Consider the following 19,139-nt stretch of genomic DNA (forward strand, 5'->3'; position numbering starts at 1 on the left):
TTAAATCTCATAAAAATACCGCTCTTCTTTCAAAGATAATCTTTATAATTTTATGTTCATATAAATTTTTTGAGGATATTGTACAGATTTTTGTCATATGAATCAACAGGATATCAATTAACGGGAAAAGGACCAAATGCATTGGCATTCAGTCCTTTTTGTTTTATTTGGTCTTTGATGAAAATCTTAATTAGCGGCTTCTACAGCTGTTTTCTGTTTCATACTTCCGGTTTCTGCAAATCGTAAATGCCAGCTGAAGGCTTCCTGTAATAAATGAGGAGTATGACCTCCTTTTTCGCAGGCTCTGTCGAAATAAGATTGTAATTCTTCTTTATAATCCGGGTGAACACAGTTGTCAATGATTTTCTGTGCCCTTTCTCTTGGAGCTAAACCTCTTAAATCAGCCAATCCGACATCTGTTACCAGAATATCAACATCATGTTCCGTATGGTCGGTATGAGAAACCATTGGAAGGACGTGAGAAATATTGTTGCCTTTTGAAGCAGCCTGAGTTACGAAAATACTTAAATAAGCATTTCTCGCGAAGTCTCCGGAACCTCCGATTCCGTTCATGATTTTGGTTCCTCCGATATGAGTAGAGTTTACATTTCCATAGATATCAAATTCAATGGCGGTATTGATGGCAATCACTCCCAATCTTCGGATCAGTCCCGGTGTATTGGAAATATTCTGAGGTCTTAAAACGAATTTGTCTTTATATTTTGAAAGATTTCCTAATACTCTTTCGTAGCATTCCTGAGAAACGGTAATGGAAGATGCTGAGGCAAAGCTTAGCTTACCGGAATCGATCAGATCGAAGGTACTGTCCTGAAGTACTTCGGAAAACATTGTCAGATCATAAAAATTACTGTCTTTGAAACCTGTCAGAACAGCGTTGGCTACTTTACCAATACCTGCCTGAAGAGGAAGTAGTCTGTCGGTAAGTCGTCCCAAAAGAACTTCATTTTCAAAGAAAGCAAGAAGATGTTTGGCAATAGCTGTAGTTTTTTCGTCCGGTTCTGCAATATCAGCCGGGCTGTCTTTACGGTTGGTAAATACGATAGCTTCAATTTTTTCAGGATCTACAGGAATGCTTTTTCTCCCGATTTTGTTCCATGGCGCTACGATAGGAATAACATTTCTGTAAGGATAATCTTCGGCCTGGTAGATATCATGGATTCCATAAACTTCTTCAGGAACTTCGGTATTGATTTCAATAATCACTTTTTTAGCCAAAGCAGCAAATGTCACAGAATTTCCTACAGATGTAGTAGGAACAATACTTCCGTCTCTTTCAATATAGGCTGCTTCAATAATAGCTACGTCAATACTCTGAAGATTTTTGGTGTGAAGGAGTTCGGCACTTTCACTTAAATGCTGGTCGATGAATAGAATTTCGCCATTGTTAATTTTATTTCTTAAAACAGGATCTACCTGGAAAGGCATCCTTTTCTTCAGAACATTGGCTTCAGCCAGCTTTCCATCGGTACCGTGGCCTAGTGAAGCTCCCGTCATTAAAGTGACTTTAAGGTCTTCGGTTTTTCCTCTTTCTGCCAGTGCCGGCAAAATGGCTTTGCTGTCACCTGCTTTCGTAAAGCCGCTGGACCCGATGGTCATACCGTCTTTAATGATTTTTACTGCGTTTTCAGCGGTAGTTACTTTTTCGCGTAGACTTTCTAATCTGATTCTTTCTAACATGTAATATTGATTTTGTTTTAAACCACCATTACTTAGGATGCGTCATGAAAAATAATGATGGCCAATATGGTAACCATACCTCACAAATTTACAAAAAAAGACGCTTTAAATAAAGGATTTAAAGCGTCTTTTGTATGTATTTAGTAATACTTTTTGATATGAACTTAATAGACTTTTTTAATATTAAAATAAATCTATTTGAATTTTTAACCACAAAAGTCACAAAAGCTTGGTTAAATACTTTTGTTTAATGAAAAAGCCAGTATTAATACTGCATAAAGTTCACATTAGAGGAAAATCTTCGATTTTCAAAACTTTTGTGTTCTTTATAATTAATAAAGATTCACCTATAAACTTTTAACGTTTATATCTTTTGTGACTTTTGTGGTTGATAGTAAAGTTTAAAACTGTTTTAATTCTTTGTAGACTATTCCAGCCATGAAGTTTTATAAGAAGGATCTTCCACTTTTAAAGCTTCTTCTGTAATTTTCAAAGGGCGGAAAGGGTCTACCATTACGGCATATTCTTCTGTGAATTTTTTTCCGATACTTCTTTCCATAGCACCTGGATGAGGTCCGTGTACAATTCCTCCCGGGTGAAGGGTGAAGTCCATCAAATCAATATGATTACGGCTCATGAAGTCTCCTTCCGTATAGAATAATACCTCATCAGAGTCAATATTGGAGTGGTTGTAAGGTGCCGGAATCGCCTGTGGGTGATAATCATACATTCTTGCACAGAATGAGCAGACTACAAAATTGTGTCCCTCAAAATTCTGGTGAACAGGTGGTGGTTGGTGAATTCTTCCGGTAATCGGTTCGAAGTTTTTAATGTTGAATTTATAAGGATAAAAATATCCGTCCCAGCCTACTACATCAAACGGGTGAGTCGCGTAGATGAAATCGGTAATCTGGTTTTCTTTTTTTACTTTAATTAAGAATTCTCCCTTTTCATCGATGGGTTCTCTGTAAGTAGGAGCAATTATATCTCTTTCGCAGAATGGAGAATGTTCCAAAAGCTGCCCGAATTCGTTTCTGTATCTTTTCGGAGTGTAAATAGGAGAGTGGCTTTCCAATACGAAAAACACAATGTCATCAGACTTTAGTTCTACCTGATAGATAGTTCCTCGCGGAATAATAAGATAATCTCCGGTTACGAATTCAAGATCACCTACAAATGTTTTTAAGATTCCGTTTCCTTGGTGAACATATAAAAGTTCATCACATTCTGCATTTTTGTAGAAGTAATCCATCGATTTTCTTGGCTTGGCCAGTCCCATTTTCAGGTCATTATTCATCAAAAGGATCTTTCGGCTGTCCATAAAATCATCTTCAGGAGTGACGTTCATTCCTTTAAACATTCTCGGAGCCACATTTTTTTCCACAGCGATTTTTGGAGTAACATCTTTCGGTTCACCGATAGATTTGATTTGTGTAGGGCGGTGGATATGATATAACAGAGAAGAAATACCATGGAAGCCTTCTGTACCGAAAAGCTGCTCATAGTAAAATTTATCTTCAGGAGACTTAAAGATCGTGTGTCTTTTTGGTGGGATATTTCCCGATTGATGATATCTCATTTTACTTTCATATGTAGTTTCTCAAATTTAATCATTTTTCATGAATTCAATCCATCTATATTTTTTTGAAGAAGTTTTGTATTTGAAAAATAATTGTTAGATTTGTCTAACAATTTTAATTTCATGAAGCGAATATTATTTTCTATTACTTTTTTATCTACCTATTGCTTTGCGCAGGAGACGGACAGTTTGAGCTTGCAGCAGACTAAAAGTCAGGATTCTGCCAGCGTTATTAAGAGGGAATTCAAGACCAGTACCATTGAAGATGTTGTAGTTACCGGAACCATAAAACCGATGAGCAGGTCGAAAAGTCCTGTGGCAGTGGAGATTTACAGTCAGAAATTTTTCCAGAAAAATCCTACTCCCAGTATTTTTGAGGCCATTGCCATGGTGAATGGAGTAAAACCTCAGCTGAACTGTTCTGTGTGCAATACGGGAGATATTCACATCAACGGACTGGAAGGGCCTTATACCATGATCCTGATTGACGGAATGCCGATTGTAAGTTCACTTTCCACCGTATATGGATTAAGCGGAATCCCCAATAGTCTGGTAGATCGAATTGAAGTTGTAAAAGGTCCTGCGTCTTCTATCTATGGCTCTGAAGCGATGGGAGGGGTTATCAATATTATCACCAAAAATGCTTTGACTGCTCCTAAGCTGAGTGTAGATCTGATGACATCGAGCTGGTTTGAAAATAATGTGGACCTTTCCACTAAATTCAATGTAGGAAAGAATGCAGCTTCATTATTAAGTTTGAACTATTTCAGTTTTCAGGAAAGAATAGATCAGAATAAAGATAATTTCACCGATGCTACTTTACAAAGCAGAATTTCGGTTTTCAATAAGTGGAATTTTAAAAGAAAGGAAAACAGACAGGCAAGTTTTGCCATGAGATATCTGTATGAAGACCGTTTTGGTGGTGAAATGCAGTGGAATAAATCTTTCCGTGGCAGTGATGAGGTGTACGGAGAAAGTATCTATACCAACAGGGCAGAGATTTTTGGTTTGTATGAATGGCCCATGAAAGAACATATTGTGACCCAGTTTTCCTATAATTACCATGATCAGAATTCATTTTATGGCTCCAATCCGTTCAATGCGACACAAAAAGTGGCTTTCGTGCAGACCTATTGGGACAGGAGTTTCGGAAAACATGATATCACTGCGGGACTTACTTTTAAAAGAACTTTTTACGATGACAATACTCCCGGAACATTAGCTGCGGATGGTATCACTAATGCGCCTATGAAATCACCGATCTGGGGAGCATTTATTCAGGATCAGTGGGAAATCAATGATAAAAATACTTTGCTGATTGGATACAGATATGATTATGATAAAGTGCATCATTCCGTACATTCACCGAGGTTTGCATGGAAATTTAATCCTAATCCATACCATACCTTACGTTTTAACTTTGGAACAGGCTTCCGAGTAGTGAATTTGTTTACGGAAGATCATGCTGCTTTGACAGGTTCAAGGGAAGTGGTGGTAAAATCTGACCTGAAGCCCGAAAGATCGATCAACGGAAACTTGAATTATATCTGGAAAATTCCTGTAGGAAACCGAATGGTGAATCTTGATGCGTCGGCATTTTATACGTATTTCAGTAATAAAATCGTGGGAGATTTTGATTCGGACCCTGATAAAATTATTTATGACAATCTTCATGGGTACGGAATTTCACGGGGAGCTTCCCTGAATGTGGATTTTAGTTTTCAATTCCCTCTGAGTGTCAATCTGGGAGTGACGTATCTGGATGTCTATCAGAAATTTGATAATGAAAATCAAAAAACACAGCAATTGCATGCTCCGAAATGGAGTGGTACTTATAATCTGACATATAAGTTCGCCAATAATCTGACCATCGATTTTACAGGACAATTCTACGGGCCCATGAGGCTTCCTGTTCTGGTAAACGACTACCGCCCTGAATATTCACCGTTTTATTCTCTGGCCAATATTCAGGTGTCTAAGAGCTTTAAATCCGGATTTGAAGTGTATTGCGGAATAAAAAACCTATTCAATTTCAGACCTAAAGATCCTTTGATGAGACCGTTTGACCCGTTTGATAAATATGTTGATGATCCTGTCAACAATCCTAATCACTATACTTTTGATACGGCATACGGTTACGCCCCGATGCAGGGAATCAGAGGATTTCTGGGTGTAAAATATACTTTGAAATGAAAAAAATAGCTTTATTTTTAATGTTAGTGCCCTGTTTTTATCTGTCTCAGATGAAGACAGGCACTTTTTCTGATCTTGAGGTTCAGCAGAAAGAAAATCCTAAACCGGTTGTGATTCATCTATATACAGATTGGTGTGCGGTCTGTAAGATTGAGTCTTACCGTATGAATAAAGATAAAGAGCTGGTGAGTATGATCAATGATCACTTTTATTTTATCAACTTTGAGTCAGAGAAGACAAAGGAGAAAATTCATTTCCAGAATCAGGAGTTTGAATATCTGCAGAATGGAAATTCCGGAATTCATGAGCTGGCGCTGGCATTGTCAAAAAATAAAAATCAGCCTGTTTATCCTTTGTGGATATTTCTGGATAAGCATCAGAATCTGGTGTATTATCAGGAAGGGCAGATGACGACTGAAAAAATGAAGCAGAAACTGTTGGAGATTTCTGCTTTGTAAATTGGGAGTTTTTATTGGAAAGCGCAGGGGCGCAAAGTATTTTCTATTATTATGCTGTAAGGCGCAAGGATTTTATCTGCGATAAAATTGTCTAATTCTAATACTGTATGCATTAATCCTTGCTGAAAATCTTTGATTTTCTTGCGCCTTAAAAACAATACATTATTTATTTATCCTTGCGTCTTTGCGTTTTTCCAACAAATTAAATTTCTGCATCAATCAAAACAGCCAGCTGAATGCAAGGTTCATTAGACCGGTTGCTCCAAGCATGATTTGTTCCTCTTTGAATGACGATGTCGCCAGGTTTCAAAAGCGTTTCTCCTTCCTCCATGATGAGGTAAAGTTCGCCGGAAAGAATAATGATATAATCCAGTGTTGGCGTTTGATGCATCATTGGATGAGGTTCATTCTTTTTCCATTCTATACCTAAATTTTTATCGGGAGGAACAACGACATACCGGAAGTAAGTTCCATTTTTAGGAGTCTGTGGAAATTTTATAATACTCATATTTTTTAATCATTCCGTAAGTGTAATTGGAAATATTCATAATCAGTGTTCCTTTGTTGAACAGTATTTCATGAGCTTCGTTTGTTACCAAAGCCGTGACATCCACATAGGTTCCGTTGATTTTCAAAACTTCTGCAGTCACTTCCGACATGTAGTTTCCAACCAGATCAATTCCATAATCGAAAGGCTGGTCGTTATTGGCTTTTAGAATATTACTGATAAGATTTTCTTCTTTATAGTTGATGATCTGATGTTCTTTTAAACCCAGTTTAAGAAGGATCTGTCTGTTTTCTTCACTGCCCACTGTGGTTGTGATCTGTCGAATATTATGTGCTAATAAAAGTTTGATCAAAAATGAACCGACTCCTCCGGTTGCTCCTGTTACCAAAACTGTATTTTCCGGATTTAGTTTTAAACGGTTAAAGATCTGTAAAGAAGTAAGTCCTGCTGAAGGAATGGCAGCCGCCTGTTCAAAAGAAATATTTTTTGGTTTAAAGGAAACAATGGCTTCAGGAACTGCAATATATTCAGCGTAAGTGCCGTTGCTTCCCATGGAACCGCTGCCACAATAGACTTCATCTCCAATATTGAATTCTTTAACTCCTGAACCTTTATCCACTACAATTCCGGATAGTTCTCTTCCTAATATCGGGGAACTGATCAGTTTCCGTTCCAATTCATTTTCCAGCATCTGATAATCGATGGGGTTGAAACCACTTGCTTTAATCTGAATTAAAACTTCATTGCCTTTGGGTTTTGGCTGTTCTGCAAATCCGTCTTCCAACTTTCCGTTTTTATTTAAAATAACTGTTTTCATACTTTAAAATTTGATACACAAATGTAAAGCGGGAATAGTTTATATTTGCTACTAGTTAACCAATGGTAACTAGTTACCTTTATGAAACTATTATGGCAAAAATCATTGAAAACGGCATTGAAAGAGAGGCCAGCTGCACAGAGGAATTGTTCGCGATGCGCGACAGTCTGGACGTTTTGGGAGGAAAATGGAAACTGATGATTTTACGGTATCTGACGAACAGACCGGATCAGATGATTCATTTTAAAAAGTTGGAACGCAGTATAGAAGGTATCTCTGCGAAAATGTTAAGCAAAGAATTAAAAGAACTGGAAACGAATCTCCTGATCACCAGAACCATTCAGGATACAAAGCCGATTACGGTAACGTATGCGGTGACCGAATACGGGAAATCTGTATTTCCGGTCACAGAAACATTGGTGAATTGGGGGATCCTTCATCGTGAGAAAATCAAAGAATCAATGGGATCGTTATGAGATATTGAAAAACGCAAAGACGCAACAATTTTCTTTTAAATATGCCTTAAGGCGCAAGGATTTTATCTTTGATAAAATTTAATTCTGTTAATTTTAACTGAAACAAACTTGCTGAAAATCTCCCATTGAGCGAAGTCGAAATGTTCTTGCGCCTTAAAGCAGTATATTATTAAATTTCTTTGCGTCTTTGCGATTACTAATAATATGGCTTCATAGAGAAAAAATCAACTAATCTATGTCGATAAAAAATCCTCAGCCCATGTTGAGTTGAGGATTTTTAAATAATACCAAACTGTTTATTAATTTTTATCTAGCCAGGACTGTACCAGTTCAGAGTGATCTTCCACCCATTCTTTGGCGGTGGCTTCTTTATTTTTACTCAGTTCCATTTTCATTAATAGATCAGACATGTTTTCATCATCAAAATGGAGTTTTGAAAAGAATTTGGCCAACTCAGGATGATCTTTTGCAAAGCTTTTTCTGGAGTAAGTTTTAATCTGTTCTGCTTCACCATATATCTTTTGAGGATCATCAAGAAATTTAAGCTTCATTTTTCCGAACATCCAGTGGGGCTGCCATCCGGTTACCACTATCCATTCTTTACGTTGGATAGCATTCTGTAATTCGGTGATCATGGCAATCGTAGAGGAATTGATCTGTTGGTAATCCAGGTTATAGTCAACAATAGCTTTATCCGTTCCGGTGGTTAATCCGGCTCCTTTTTCAATTCCAATGATTCTTTGATTGAACTGATTTTTATTGTGATTGAGCTCTTCAATGGAGTTAACAGGAACGTATTCAGGTACAACTAATCCTATACGACCGTTGTCATAATTGGTTCCAAGATGAGTCAGCCCAGGAAATTTAGCAAGCTTTTTCGCATGAGTGTAAGGAAGCCAGACTCCCATGAAAAGGTCTGTATCTTCATTATTCATCGAAGCCAGAATCATATCTGTAGAAGCTTTTTGAATAATCACATGATAACCTTGCTGGTCAAGAATAGCTTTAGCAACGTGCGTCATTGCAACATCTTCCGCCCAGCCGTCTACCATTCCTATGGTAATATATTTAGAATTTTTTATGTTTTCACACGAACTTAATGCTGTAAATAGTAACATTAAAAGGGGCAAAAACAGATATTTAAGTTGTTTCATCTTATTGCTTTTTCTTTACAAATCCCTGAGTAATACGGTCGAGGATAATGGCCAATATCACTACGGATAATCCGCTTTCAAATCCTAATCCGATATCCAGATTATTAATTCCTTCCAGTACTTTCTCCCCTAAACCGCCTGCAGCAATCATTCCTGCAATAACGACCATGGATAATGATAACAATATGGTTTGATTAATCCCTGTTAAAATCGTTTTCATCGCTAAAGGAAGCTCTACTTTGAACAGAATCTGACGGTTGGTGGCACCAAAAGCTCTGGCAGCCTCCACAATATCTTTCGGAACGGCTTCAATTCCCAGTGTCGTTAATCGAACTGCTGGCGGCATGGCGAAAATAATCGTTGCAAAAGCACCCGGTACTTTACCGATACTGAAAAACAGTACAGCCGGGATCAGATAGACAAATGCGGGCATAGTCTGCATCAGATCCAGTAAAGGACGAATGATTTTGTCAGCTATTTTGCTTTTCGCTGCTAAAATTCCAAGCGGAATAGAAAGAATAAGGGCGGTAATGGTGGAAACAAAAATAAGTGCCAGCGTTTCCATGGTTTCTTTCCATAGACCCATTAAAAATATTAAACTTAATCCGGCAGCCGTTACTACAGCAATGCCTTTTCCGGCTTTCCATAGTGCCAGCAGGGTAAAAAAGAGAATGATTACATAAAAAGGAGTGTTTGTTAAAACCCATTCAATCCCCATAATAGAGGAATTTCCCAGATGCTTTATGACATCAAATACAGGTTTTCCGTTTTCTGTGAGCCAATTGATTGCAGTTTCTACATATTGACCTATATCTATAGTTTTATTCATCTTATTGGTTGTTTGCGATTTCTTTTAATTCAATAATCTCTTCTTCGTTAAATTTGGTCGCTTCTATGACCAGTGATAACTGAGTGACAAGACCTAAAAATTTATTGTCTTCATCAATTACAGCGATGGATGATTTATTTTCAGAGATCAGCGGCAGCATTTCTTCTACAGTTACTTCAGGATAAACCGAAGGAACATTGCTGTTGATAATAGATTCTACCGTAGGTTCTTTCTTTCTGGCAATGCGAACCACATCATTAAGGGTTACAAAACCCAGAAATTTATTTTGAAAATCTACCACCGGCAAGTTTTCTAATCCCGTGGCTCTCATTTTTCTTAAAGCTCCCTCAGGACCGTCTTTTCTGAAACGTACAACTGTCGCTTTGTCAAACATTAAAGATCTTGCGGTAATAATGGTTTTACGGTCTACTTTTTCTACGAACGCTTTTACATAATCGCTTGCCGGATTGGTCAGAATATCTTCAGCTGTTCCTATCTGTTCTATGACACCATCTTTCATGATGACGATACGGTCTCCGATTTTAATGGCTTCATCCAGATCGTGGGTAATAAAGACAATGGTTTTTTGTAAGGTATTCTGCAGTTCAAGCATCTGATCCTGCATTTCAGATTTTATCAGCGGATCCAATGCAGAGAATGCTTCATCCATAAGCAAAACTTCTGGATCGTTTGCCAACGCTCTTGCCAATCCTACTCTCTGCTGCATTCCTCCGGAAAGTTGGGAAGGATACTGATTTTCAAAACCGGTTAATCCAACGATATCCAGCGCTTTCTGTGCTTTTTTATCGCGTGAAGCTTTGTCTTCTCCTCTTATTTCTAATCCGAAACCAGCATTGTCAAGAATTGTATGATGAGGAAGTAATCCAAATTTCTGGAAAACCATACTCATTTCCGTTCTTCTTACTTCCAGCAGCTCTTTATTGTTTTTTCCGGTGATATCATCGTCATTGATGAATACTTTTCCTGATGTGGGCTCATTCAGTCTGTTCAGACAACGCAGTAAAGTAGATTTTCCACTTCCTGAAAGTCCCATGATCACAAAGAATTCTCCTTCATAGATTTCAAAACTGGCTTTGTTGATTCCTATGGTACAGCCTGTTTTTTCAAGAATTTCCTTTTTGGAAAAACCTTTGTCCAGAAGTTCCTGTGCCTTTTCTTTGTTTTTACCAAAGATGATCGTCAGGTCTTCCACTTTAAGTTTTACTTTTCGAGTGTTTTCATTTTTTTCCATATTCAGAATTTTTCAATTAATAATTTGATATAAAAAATTGTACACCAATTCATTATATACATTTAGCTTTCGTTGTTCTGTTGTTGGTAATAGGATAAAATAATTTGCCAAGCCTTTGGTGATAAAAGCTTTAAACAAAAAAATAATAGCATAAAGACCTGCTGGCCTTATGTTTATTTTAAATATTTCAATAGATTATACTCTAGAAAAAGAGTGTATTATGTAAAAAGAAACTGATCTTTTACATAGATTCTACAATTAAATTACTGATGATGTAATTACAGATATGTATACTGAACAACTTGAATGGCTACATTTCATCAAAATGCTTGCCAGCATCAAAAAACTGTCTATCAATTTTTTATGACGGTGCAAATTTACGAATTTTATATTAAATGGATTTTTACCTATGTAAATTGTTGATTTTCAATATAGTTTTAAAGAGGTGGTTTCATGATGAATTTTCTCTTATCATTAAAGGTAAGAGAGATGGATATGGTAATTATTTTAAAAGATAACCTGTAAGATTATTTCAATAAAATGGCAATAATAGCAAGAATGGCAGGTAATGCCTGAACGAAAAATATTTTTTTAGTGGCAGAAAGGGCTCCGTAGATTCCGGCCACAGCTACACATCCTAAAAAGAATAATGCCACATTGGTCTGCCATTGCGGATCTTTAATCAGGAATGACCAGATCAGTCCGGCAGCCAGGAAACCATTGTAAAGTCCCTGGTTGGCAGCAAGTCCTTTCGTTGGTTTAAACATTTCTGCAGGCAGAGCTGCTTTAAAAACTTCTTTTCCTTTGGTTTCCCATGCGAACATTTCCATCCAAAGAATATAAAGGTGTTCCAGTGCAACGACAGCGATCAGAATTTTAGCAACGATTTCCATGATTCAATATTTTTCTCATTGTAAAACTAAAAAAATAAAGTTAAGTTTGAGTATTAAATCTTACAATGGATTCATTCAAATCACATTTAAACAAATTTATTACGGTAACTGACGAAGAATATACTTCTATTGTATCATTTTTTGAGGTAATGGATGTTAAAAAGAAGCAAAATCTGGTGCTGGAAGGTGAAGTATGCCGAACCATGTATTTTGTAGTGAAAGGATGTCTGAGAAAGTTTTTTATCAATGAAAAAGGAGTAGAGCAGACGACGGAATTTGCCATTGAAAACTGGTGGATTACAGATACATTTTCTTACGAAAGGCAGATACAAACTAACTTTTCTATACAGGCGGTAGAACCTTCTTCCGTTTTGGTGATTGATCTGGAGCGCCAGGAAGAATTATTACAAAAGCATCCTATTATGGAAAGGTATTTCCGCATGATCTATCAGCGGGCATATGCTGCTGCGGAACGCAGAATCCGTTATTTATATGAGATGTCCAGAGAAGAACTTTATATGCATTTCAGTACATTGTATCCGTGGTTTATTCAAAGGATTCCTCAATATCTGATTGCCTCATTTTTGAATCTTACTCCGGAATATCTGAGTGAAATCAGAGCAAAATTACGATCTTAAACCAGTTTAAGTTTTTTACGGATCAGAAGACGGAAATTTGTCATGTGATTAAAAGTTAATGCAATGACAGATCAAAAATATCAATTTCCGCAACTTTTTTTAAGACTGGCTCTCGCCGTTACGATGCTTTCTGCAGTAGCAGACAGGTTCGGATTATGGAGCAAAGAAAATTCTTCATGGGGAAACATGGAGCGTTTTAAAGAATACACAAGACAGCTTACCTTTTTTCTTCCGGAAGCTTTGAGTACGGTTTCAGCGTATACCGCAACCTTTTTAGAAATTCTTTTTCCTTTGATGCTTATTTTTGGATTTAAAACAAAGTTTGCAGCCTATGGAAGCAGTGCACTGCTACTCGTTTTTGCCATCTCTATGACCATTGCATCAGGTTCCAAAGCCCCACTAAACTATTCTGTATGGGTGGGAAGTGCAGCCGCTCTTTTACTGGCGGTACAGCAGCATTATTCTTTAAGTATAGATCAATTAACCAAAAAATAATACATATTATGAGCGCAAGATTAAATATTGCAACAGTAGATTCAGCAGCTTACAAAGCAATGATGGGATTAGAAGCATACTTACAGACCACTTCTTTAACCCATATTCAGAAGGAATTAATTAAAATCAGGGCTTCACAGATCAATAAATGTGCGTTCTGCCTTGATATGCACACCAAAGATGCCATCAAATACGGTGAAAATCCTCAAAGAATCTTTATTCTGAACGGATGGACAGAAGCGAAAGAATTTTTCACTGAAGAAGAGCAGGTACTTTTGGCAATGACAGAGGAAATTACACTGATCAGTCAAAACGGATTATCAGAAGAAACTTTCCAGAAGGCTAAAAAATTCTTTGATGATCACCAGATCGCTCAGATTATTATGGCGATTATTACCATCAATGCCTGGAACAGAATTGCAGTGAGCACGCATATTCCAATTGCAAAATAACGGAGTCAGGAAGTTGAGTGATGGAAGAAAGATGGAAGTTGATGAAGACTGCGTAATTACGGATGTTTACTTTTTATAAAAACGGCCTTTCAAATTTTTGAAAGGCCGTTTTAATGTAAAATTCAAATTGACAATGTAACACAGTTTGGGTATTAATTCTAAAAATAAATTCTAAGGTTAATTTTATTTTTTTAAACAGAACTACATTGTCTCTTCGTTTCTCGGATATAAAAGTTGTTTGAATTTTACCAAACCACAAAAGTCACAAAAGGGTTCATTTTAAAACACTTGAGTTCACTTAAGTAAGTTTGAAATGATACTGCAGAAAAGTTCACACAAGATGAAAATCAGAGATTTTCACAAAACTAAGGTGTACTTATTACGTATGAGGCTTGGTTCTGAAAAAACTTTTGTGCCTTTTGTGGTTAAAATAATAAATATAAAATTTTAAACAACCTACTGTAAGCATTTAAATTAATAAATCGCCACAGGATTTACATTCACCTGAGTAGAACCTACATACAAAGGCTGTCCCAGCACAAATAGAAATTCCCAGACTTTTTGTTTTACCAAAGGACGGCTGTCTATCAGCTCCAGGTTATAAATTCCTTTTTTAGCCAGCATAAACTGATTGATGGGAAATTCTTCCTTACTTTTTGGGTTAGGATAGACTTCAGAAGCCCAGGTGTCGCCACCAAAAGCTACGATTCCCTGGTCGGCAAGCCATTTTGCGGCATCCATTCCTATTCCGGGTTCTGTTTCCAGAAATTGCTGGTTGTTTTTACCGATCAATTCAAGCCATCCGGTGTTGAAAAGAACGATATCACCTTTTCGCAGAGTAAGTCCTTGTTTCTTTAAAACGGATTTAATGTCTTCAACCGTAAATTCTGTTCCTCCCGGCACAATTGATTTTCCATAATGAGCAGTCATATCAAGCACTACACCTCGGGTAACGAAAGGAGGTACTTTTTCAACACCCAGTTTTTTTACGCCTTCTACGGTTACGAAATCTGTTGCCTTGTTCCCGTTATAGTAAGTGTTGTCAATACCAATGTGTCCGATACCGTTCAGTTGTGTTCCAACTCCGGTCCATCCGTTTACTAATTCATCATTGAAGGTGAATTTATTAGGACCTATGCTTTTTCCGCCCTGTTCTCCGGGTTGGATATTGTATAAATTAAAACTTCTGTGTCTGAAAGCAGGCAGGTTTTTATCAATAGGAACGGCAAGTGCTAACGTTTTACCTTGTTTTACCAGTCCTAGTGCTTGTTTTACAACTTCCGGTGTTAACAGATTGGCTGCTCCAATCTCATCTTTCGTACCGTAAGCCGAAGGATACCATGATTTATCTTCAGGATTGACGAGTGTCTGAGCTTTTAAATTAATGCTGTTGATAGTCAATAGTGTAGCTAACCCGAACATTCTGATCAGATTATTTTTCATTTTTATAAGGATTGAGGTTAAAAGAAAGGAAGCTGGAAGCTGGAAGAGGGAAGTTATTGACGTCGGATAATCAATGCAATTTAACTTCAATCGTCATTCCGACTTAGGAGGAATCTCTTTTGTTACCTGCAAAATAGTGCAATAGAAGCTTCCTAATTATCAATATACTAATAGAACTTCCATCTTCCTGCCCCTTCTTCCAGCTTTGTATTATATTTCGCTTAAAGCTGAATTGATGAAGTTCAATTCTTCCTGTGAAAGGTCGATAGACATTGCCTTTGCGTTTTCGATGGCTTGGTGTGCATTTCTTGCTCCTGCCAATACAACTGTAATAGCTGGTTGTAACGTAGTCCATCTTAATACCAGTTGAGAAAGGCTGGCTCCTTTTTCCTGTGCAATAGGCTCAATTTTTTCTAAGAAAGTTTTTACCTTATTCAGATCAAACTGAGAGAAATATCCGTTTCTGTGGTCGTTATCTTTCAATTGGGTTTCCTTGAAATATTTACCGGTTAAAAGACCTCTTTCCATCGGGCTGTACACGATAATTCCAGAATTGTTTTCCAGAGAATACGGAACAAGATCATTTTCGATTGCACGGTTTAGCATACTGTAAGAAACCTGGTTGCTGGCAAGGTTTAAAGTCCTGTTAGCTTCTTCCATCTGAGCCACGCTGTAGTTGCTTACTCCAGCAGCACGGATTTTTCCCTGCTGGATCAATAGTTCCATTGCTTCCATAGTTTCAGAGATAGGCGTTGTGCTGTCCGGCCAGTGAAGCTGTAAAAGGTCAATATAATCTGTACCTAATCTTTTTAAACTCTCTTCAACTTCTTTGATGATGTTTTCTTTTGAAGCCAGCTTATAAACCGGAAGTGTTTTTCCTTCATCTTCTGCATCAAAGAAAAATTCTCCTTTTCCGTTGTTGCTTCCGTCCCATACCAATCCAAATTTTGTTAAAAGCTGAATTTTTGAACGGTCTTTTCCTTTGATAGCTTCACCGATCATTTCTTCACTCAGTCCGAAACCATAGAATGGAGCCGTGTCGATAGAAGTTACACCATGATCTAATGATGCGTGAATAGAATTGATAGAATCCTGTTTTTCATTACCGCCCCACATATTTCCACCAATAGCAAAAGCACCGTGTGTGATAGTTGATAATTCTAAATCTGTGTTTCCTAATTTTCTATATTCCATTTTTGTTTGTTTAAAAATTGTTGTTGTGTTAAACCACCCCGTCAAAAATTCTTTGAATTTTCGCCACCCCTCCGGAGGAGGGGAATTCTCGCTGTTTCAATAGTGACACTTCTAAGAACTTTTCGGATTTAAAAAGAACTTAAGTGTTCTTCTCTGTATTCTGAATAGCATCTTTTTTTACTTAAGTGACTGAAAACTGTTGTGACTTTTGTGGTTAAAAATTGTTTGTTACTTATTTAATTCCTTTACGATAGCTTCTCCAACGCTTTTTGCTGACTGTGGATTCTGTCCTGTGATCACTCTCTGATCGGTTACCACATGATTCTGCCAAAGCCCGGATTTTTCAAATTTTGCTCCTCTTTCTTTCAGTTTATCTTCCAGTAAGAATGGAACAACGTTTGTTAATTTTACTTCAGATTCCTCTTCATTGGTAAAAGCATTGATTTTTTTACCGTCTACAAGATATTTCCCGTTATTCAGTTTGATATTCACCAAACCTGCGGGACCATGACATACTCCGGCAACAATACCTCCGTTTTCATAAATTTTGGAAGCGATATCTGAAAGTTCCTTATTGTCTGCAAAATCCCACATTGCTCCGTGTCCTCCTGCATAAAAGATGGTTGAATATTCTTTAGGATCGACCTGTGACGGAGTCATTGAGTGATCAATTTTGTTTTTATATTCCTTGTTCTCCCAGAATTCTTTGTTGACAGGATCTTTCAAATCGAAGCCGTCTACCGGAGGAGTTCCGCCTTTCGGACTTACAAAGTCTATTTCATATCCTGCCTTGTGAAGAACTTCCCACGGATGAGAAACTTCACCCAGATAATATCCTGTATCTTCACCTGTACTGCCTTTTTTGTCATGACTGGTTACGACGAATAATATTTTCTTTTTCATATTCTTTGATTTTTTGGTTTGTGCCTGTACGAATCCTATCGTAAAGACCGCAAGCATTAAAAACACTAATTTTTTCATTGTTAAATAAGATTGGTGGTATAAATCTGTGGTTTTTCCTGAAGTTTCTCCTCAACCAAAGCTCCGAAAGCCTGGATATAAGGCTGCTGATTGTGCTGATCCAGTCCTTCTTTACTTTTCCAGATTTCGTAGAAAACAAATTCATTTTTGTCTTCAATTCCCTGGTGAAGGCTGTAAAGCTCGCAAGCTTCTTCTTTTCTTGTTTCTTTTACCATATTCTGAAGAACTTCCAGTACTTCTGCCTGATGTTCTTCCTTGGATTTTATAATGGCTGTAAGATGAATTTTCATAATTAAATAAAATTTTCAATAGAGTTATAGATAGGTTTCCAATCCAGTTCTGCTTTAGCTTTATCTGAACTGCATCTGCTGTTGGATGCAAAACCGAAATAACCTCCTGCAGGACCAAATTTGTCAACCGCATCCTGTATGCTTAATGATTTAGCTGATTGTAAGTTATATTTTTTACTGATCTTTTCTGCAATGTTTTTCAGAGAAGATGAACCGTTTTCTGCATAATAGATAGAGCCTCCTTTTGCTTTTTCCAATGCGAGTACATACAGATCTGCGAGATCTTCAATATGTAAGTTGGACCAGATATTTTCACCTTCACCAAAATAAACTCCATGCCCTTTCTCCTTAGAAAAGTTGATAAGAGCCGGAATCTGAATGCTGTCTTTTTTAATTCCTAAACCTTCTCCGTAAACCATGGTAGGAACAATAACAATACTTCGTATGCCTTTGCTGGCAGATTGCAGGACGTAATTGTTGATCAATACTCTTGATGCCATTTCCAGTCTTGGCTGCAAAGGGAAATCTTCTCTGAATATAAAGTCACTTTTTTTACCATTCTCTTTTCCACCAAAAATGGCAGAGCCTGAAGTGAATATAAAGGTTTTCTGACTTCCTTCCAGAGCTTTGATAAAGTTATCTGCTGCATACGCATCATCTGCTGAATCTGCATTATGGATCACAGCATCAATATCAGAAACCGCTGTTCTGATGAGGTCTTCCTCATGAATATTTCCCACAATGGTTTTGATTCCTAATGATTCCAGTTCCTGCACATGGGTTTCATTACGAACTAGTCCTGTCACTTCATAATTCCTGTCGAGGAGTTTTTTTGCGATAGTTCCGCCTATATAGCCGGTAATACCTGTGATCAGTATTTTTTTCATGTTACCAGTTCAGATCTTAATTCTTTTTCAAAAACATTTCTCACATGTTCTTTGTAAAGCTTCATATCGCGTTCTATATTGGCGTTTTTCTCCACATCGTGGAAGTGGAAGCTTTCCATTTTTTCCATTGAAACAAAGGCATTCATTCTGTGGAATCCAAATAAAGGACCTTCGTCCACGCTTTTTTCATTAAAGAATTCTCCGGGAAGTGTGAAAGCAGTTGCAGGAGCATTCCAGCTTGTTGTTAACATATATTTTCTCCCGCCAAGCATTCCTCCTGTACCATAGTTGATTTCAGGACTCTCAGCCTTTCTTCCGTCGCTCATATAAATTCCTTTTGCATGACCTGCCGTGAAGACTTCGTCAATATATTTTTTCAATCCGTTCGGAAGCTGGAACCACCAGATAGGAGTGTGGTAAATGATGTAATCTGCCCAGACAAACTTCTGCACTTCTTCATGTTTGTCATAATTTTCACTTACATTCGTTATCTTTACTTCTACATTTTCAAATTCTTTAAGAACGGCTAATGTATTGTCTGCGATAGTCTGATTATATTTTCCTCCGGAATGTCCGAAATTCTGTCCTCCGTTGATGATTAGTACTTTTTTCATTTTTTTATGATTGTTTAAATTTTACTCTGCAAAGTTAGATCAGATTATTGTATAATAAAAATAATATAAATTATATGGAATTATTATTTAAATTATAGTTTGGAGGTAAGGTTATATATGTGAATGGTCAATGGTCAATACGCTTCGCTTGTGAATTTTTTACGAGTTTTGGGGTACGTGGTCCTGGATTAAGTGCAGCCGATTTGTTTGTATATACAGGTATTTCTAATCAGCAGTTAATCATTCACTATTGACTTTGCGAAGCAAAAATTGACGATTGACAATTTC

20 protein-coding genes are annotated in these 19,139 nt (G+C 37.2%); 6 read left to right on the forward strand and 14 right to left on the reverse strand.

Features of this window, described 5'->3' with window-relative positions; genetic code table 11:
* Positions 1–186: 186 nt before the first annotated feature.
* Entirely contained in the window at positions 187–1,698 is a 1,512-nt protein-coding gene (scpC, locus tag AC59HC_RS03435; protein WP_202843290.1) for a succinyl-CoA:acetate CoA-transferase ScpC, read from the reverse strand.
* 427 nt (positions 1,699–2,125) lie between these two features.
* Positions 2,126–3,277, reverse strand: coding sequence for a homogentisate 1,2-dioxygenase (locus AC59HC_RS03440; RefSeq protein WP_343641575.1), 1,152 nt, complete (start codon positions 3,275–3,277; stop codon positions 2,126–2,128).
* A gap of 123 nt (positions 3,278–3,400) precedes the next feature.
* On the opposite strand from AC59HC_RS03440, the gene AC59HC_RS03445 reads away from it, so the two are divergent.
* Both AC59HC_RS03445 and AC59HC_RS03450 read left to right on the forward strand, forming a co-directional pair.
* Entirely contained in the window at positions 3,401–5,470 is a 2,070-nt protein-coding gene (locus AC59HC_RS03445) for a TonB-dependent receptor plug domain-containing protein (RefSeq protein WP_496558007.1), read from the forward strand.
* Positions 5,467–5,928 (forward strand): thioredoxin fold domain-containing protein, encoded by a 462-nt coding sequence (locus AC59HC_RS03450; RefSeq protein ID WP_395972608.1) that lies wholly within the window; start codon positions 5,467–5,469, stop codon positions 5,926–5,928. Before AC59HC_RS03445 ends, AC59HC_RS03450 begins: the two co-directional genes overlap by 4 nt.
* 202 nt (positions 5,929–6,130) lie before the next feature.
* Here AC59HC_RS03450 and AC59HC_RS03455 read toward each other — a convergent pair whose 3' ends face one another.
* A complete protein-coding gene (locus AC59HC_RS03455; RefSeq protein ID WP_496558008.1) occupies positions 6,131–6,436 on the reverse strand; it encodes a cupin domain-containing protein in 306 nt (101 codons plus the stop codon).
* Positions 6,405–7,253, reverse strand: coding sequence for an NADP-dependent oxidoreductase (locus AC59HC_RS03460; protein WP_496558009.1), 849 nt, complete (start codon positions 7,251–7,253; stop codon positions 6,405–6,407). The genes AC59HC_RS03455 and AC59HC_RS03460 overlap by 32 nt, the downstream gene beginning before the upstream one ends.
* A gap of 92 nt (positions 7,254–7,345) precedes the next feature.
* Here AC59HC_RS03460 and AC59HC_RS03465 point away from each other — a divergent pair, with 92 nt between their 5' ends.
* Entirely contained in the window at positions 7,346–7,729 is a 384-nt protein-coding gene (locus AC59HC_RS03465) for a winged helix-turn-helix transcriptional regulator (RefSeq protein WP_202843266.1), read from the forward strand.
* 299 nt (positions 7,730–8,028) lie between these two features.
* Here the strand turns inward: AC59HC_RS03465 and AC59HC_RS03470 are convergent, their stop codons facing one another.
* From AC59HC_RS03470 to AC59HC_RS03485, 4 genes are all read right to left on the reverse strand, one after another.
* Positions 8,029–8,883 carry a glycine betaine ABC transporter substrate-binding protein gene (locus AC59HC_RS03470; protein WP_496558010.1) on the reverse strand — a complete coding sequence of 285 codons (855 nt, stop codon included), beginning with the start codon at positions 8,881–8,883 and terminating at the stop codon, positions 8,029–8,031.
* 1 nt (position 8,884) lies between these two features.
* Complete coding sequence (locus AC59HC_RS03475) at positions 8,885–9,712, reverse strand: ABC transporter permease (protein ID WP_110367868.1); 828 nt, start codon at positions 9,710–9,712, stop codon at positions 8,885–8,887.
* A gap of 1 nt (position 9,713) precedes the next feature.
* Positions 9,714–10,964, reverse strand: a complete 1,251-nt coding sequence (locus AC59HC_RS03480) for a quaternary amine ABC transporter ATP-binding protein (protein WP_429816342.1) — start codon at positions 10,962–10,964, stop codon at positions 9,714–9,716.
* Between the two features lie 527 nt (positions 10,965–11,491).
* Positions 11,492–11,857, reverse strand: a complete 366-nt coding sequence (locus tag AC59HC_RS03485; protein WP_429816339.1) for a DUF1304 domain-containing protein — start codon at positions 11,855–11,857, stop codon at positions 11,492–11,494.
* A gap of 65 nt (positions 11,858–11,922) precedes the next feature.
* Between AC59HC_RS03485 and AC59HC_RS03490 the strand changes: the two genes are divergently transcribed.
* The 3 genes from AC59HC_RS03490 (at position 11,923) to AC59HC_RS03500 (ending at position 13,442) form a co-directional block, all read left to right on the forward strand.
* Positions 11,923–12,495 carry a Crp/Fnr family transcriptional regulator gene (locus AC59HC_RS03490; RefSeq protein WP_062675366.1) on the forward strand — a complete coding sequence of 191 codons (573 nt, stop codon included), beginning with the start codon at positions 11,923–11,925 and terminating at the stop codon, positions 12,493–12,495.
* Positions 12,496–12,558: 63 nt separating this feature from the next.
* Positions 12,559–12,990 carry a DoxX family protein gene (locus AC59HC_RS03495; protein ID WP_202843256.1) on the forward strand — a complete coding sequence of 144 codons (432 nt, stop codon included), beginning with the start codon at positions 12,559–12,561 and terminating at the stop codon, positions 12,988–12,990.
* A gap of 8 nt (positions 12,991–12,998) precedes the next feature.
* Complete coding sequence (locus tag AC59HC_RS03500) at positions 12,999–13,442, forward strand: carboxymuconolactone decarboxylase family protein (RefSeq protein WP_202843254.1); 444 nt, start codon at positions 12,999–13,001, stop codon at positions 13,440–13,442.
* 474 nt (positions 13,443–13,916) lie between these two features.
* Here the strand turns inward: AC59HC_RS03500 and AC59HC_RS03505 are convergent, their stop codons facing one another.
* From AC59HC_RS03505 to AC59HC_RS03530, 6 genes are all read right to left on the reverse strand, one after another.
* Positions 13,917–14,885 carry a cyclase family protein gene (locus tag AC59HC_RS03505; RefSeq protein WP_202843252.1) on the reverse strand — a complete coding sequence of 323 codons (969 nt, stop codon included), beginning with the start codon at positions 14,883–14,885 and terminating at the stop codon, positions 13,917–13,919.
* Positions 14,886–15,095: 210 nt separating this feature from the next.
* Positions 15,096–16,079: an aldo/keto reductase gene (locus AC59HC_RS03510; protein ID WP_429816334.1), complete on the reverse strand. Its 984-nt coding sequence runs from the start codon at positions 16,077–16,079 to the stop codon at positions 15,096–15,098.
* Between the two features lie 228 nt (positions 16,080–16,307).
* Positions 16,308–17,060, reverse strand: coding sequence for a type 1 glutamine amidotransferase domain-containing protein (locus AC59HC_RS03515; RefSeq protein ID WP_202843248.1), 753 nt, complete (start codon positions 17,058–17,060; stop codon positions 16,308–16,310).
* A gap of 2 nt (positions 17,061–17,062) precedes the next feature.
* Entirely contained in the window at positions 17,063–17,350 is a 288-nt protein-coding gene (locus AC59HC_RS03520) for a putative quinol monooxygenase (protein WP_110010915.1), read from the reverse strand.
* A gap of 2 nt (positions 17,351–17,352) precedes the next feature.
* On the reverse strand, positions 17,353–18,237 hold the full coding sequence (locus tag AC59HC_RS03525) for an NAD-dependent epimerase/dehydratase family protein (protein ID WP_202843246.1): 885 nt from the start codon (positions 18,235–18,237) through the stop codon (positions 17,353–17,355).
* Positions 18,234–18,851 carry an NAD(P)H-dependent oxidoreductase gene (locus AC59HC_RS03530; RefSeq protein WP_496558011.1) on the reverse strand — a complete coding sequence of 206 codons (618 nt, stop codon included), beginning with the start codon at positions 18,849–18,851 and terminating at the stop codon, positions 18,234–18,236. Before AC59HC_RS03530 ends, AC59HC_RS03525 begins: the two co-directional genes overlap by 4 nt.
* Positions 18,852–19,139 lie beyond the last annotated feature (288 nt).

The sequence above is a fragment of the Chryseobacterium sp. DZ-32 genome (assembly GCF_059587025.1).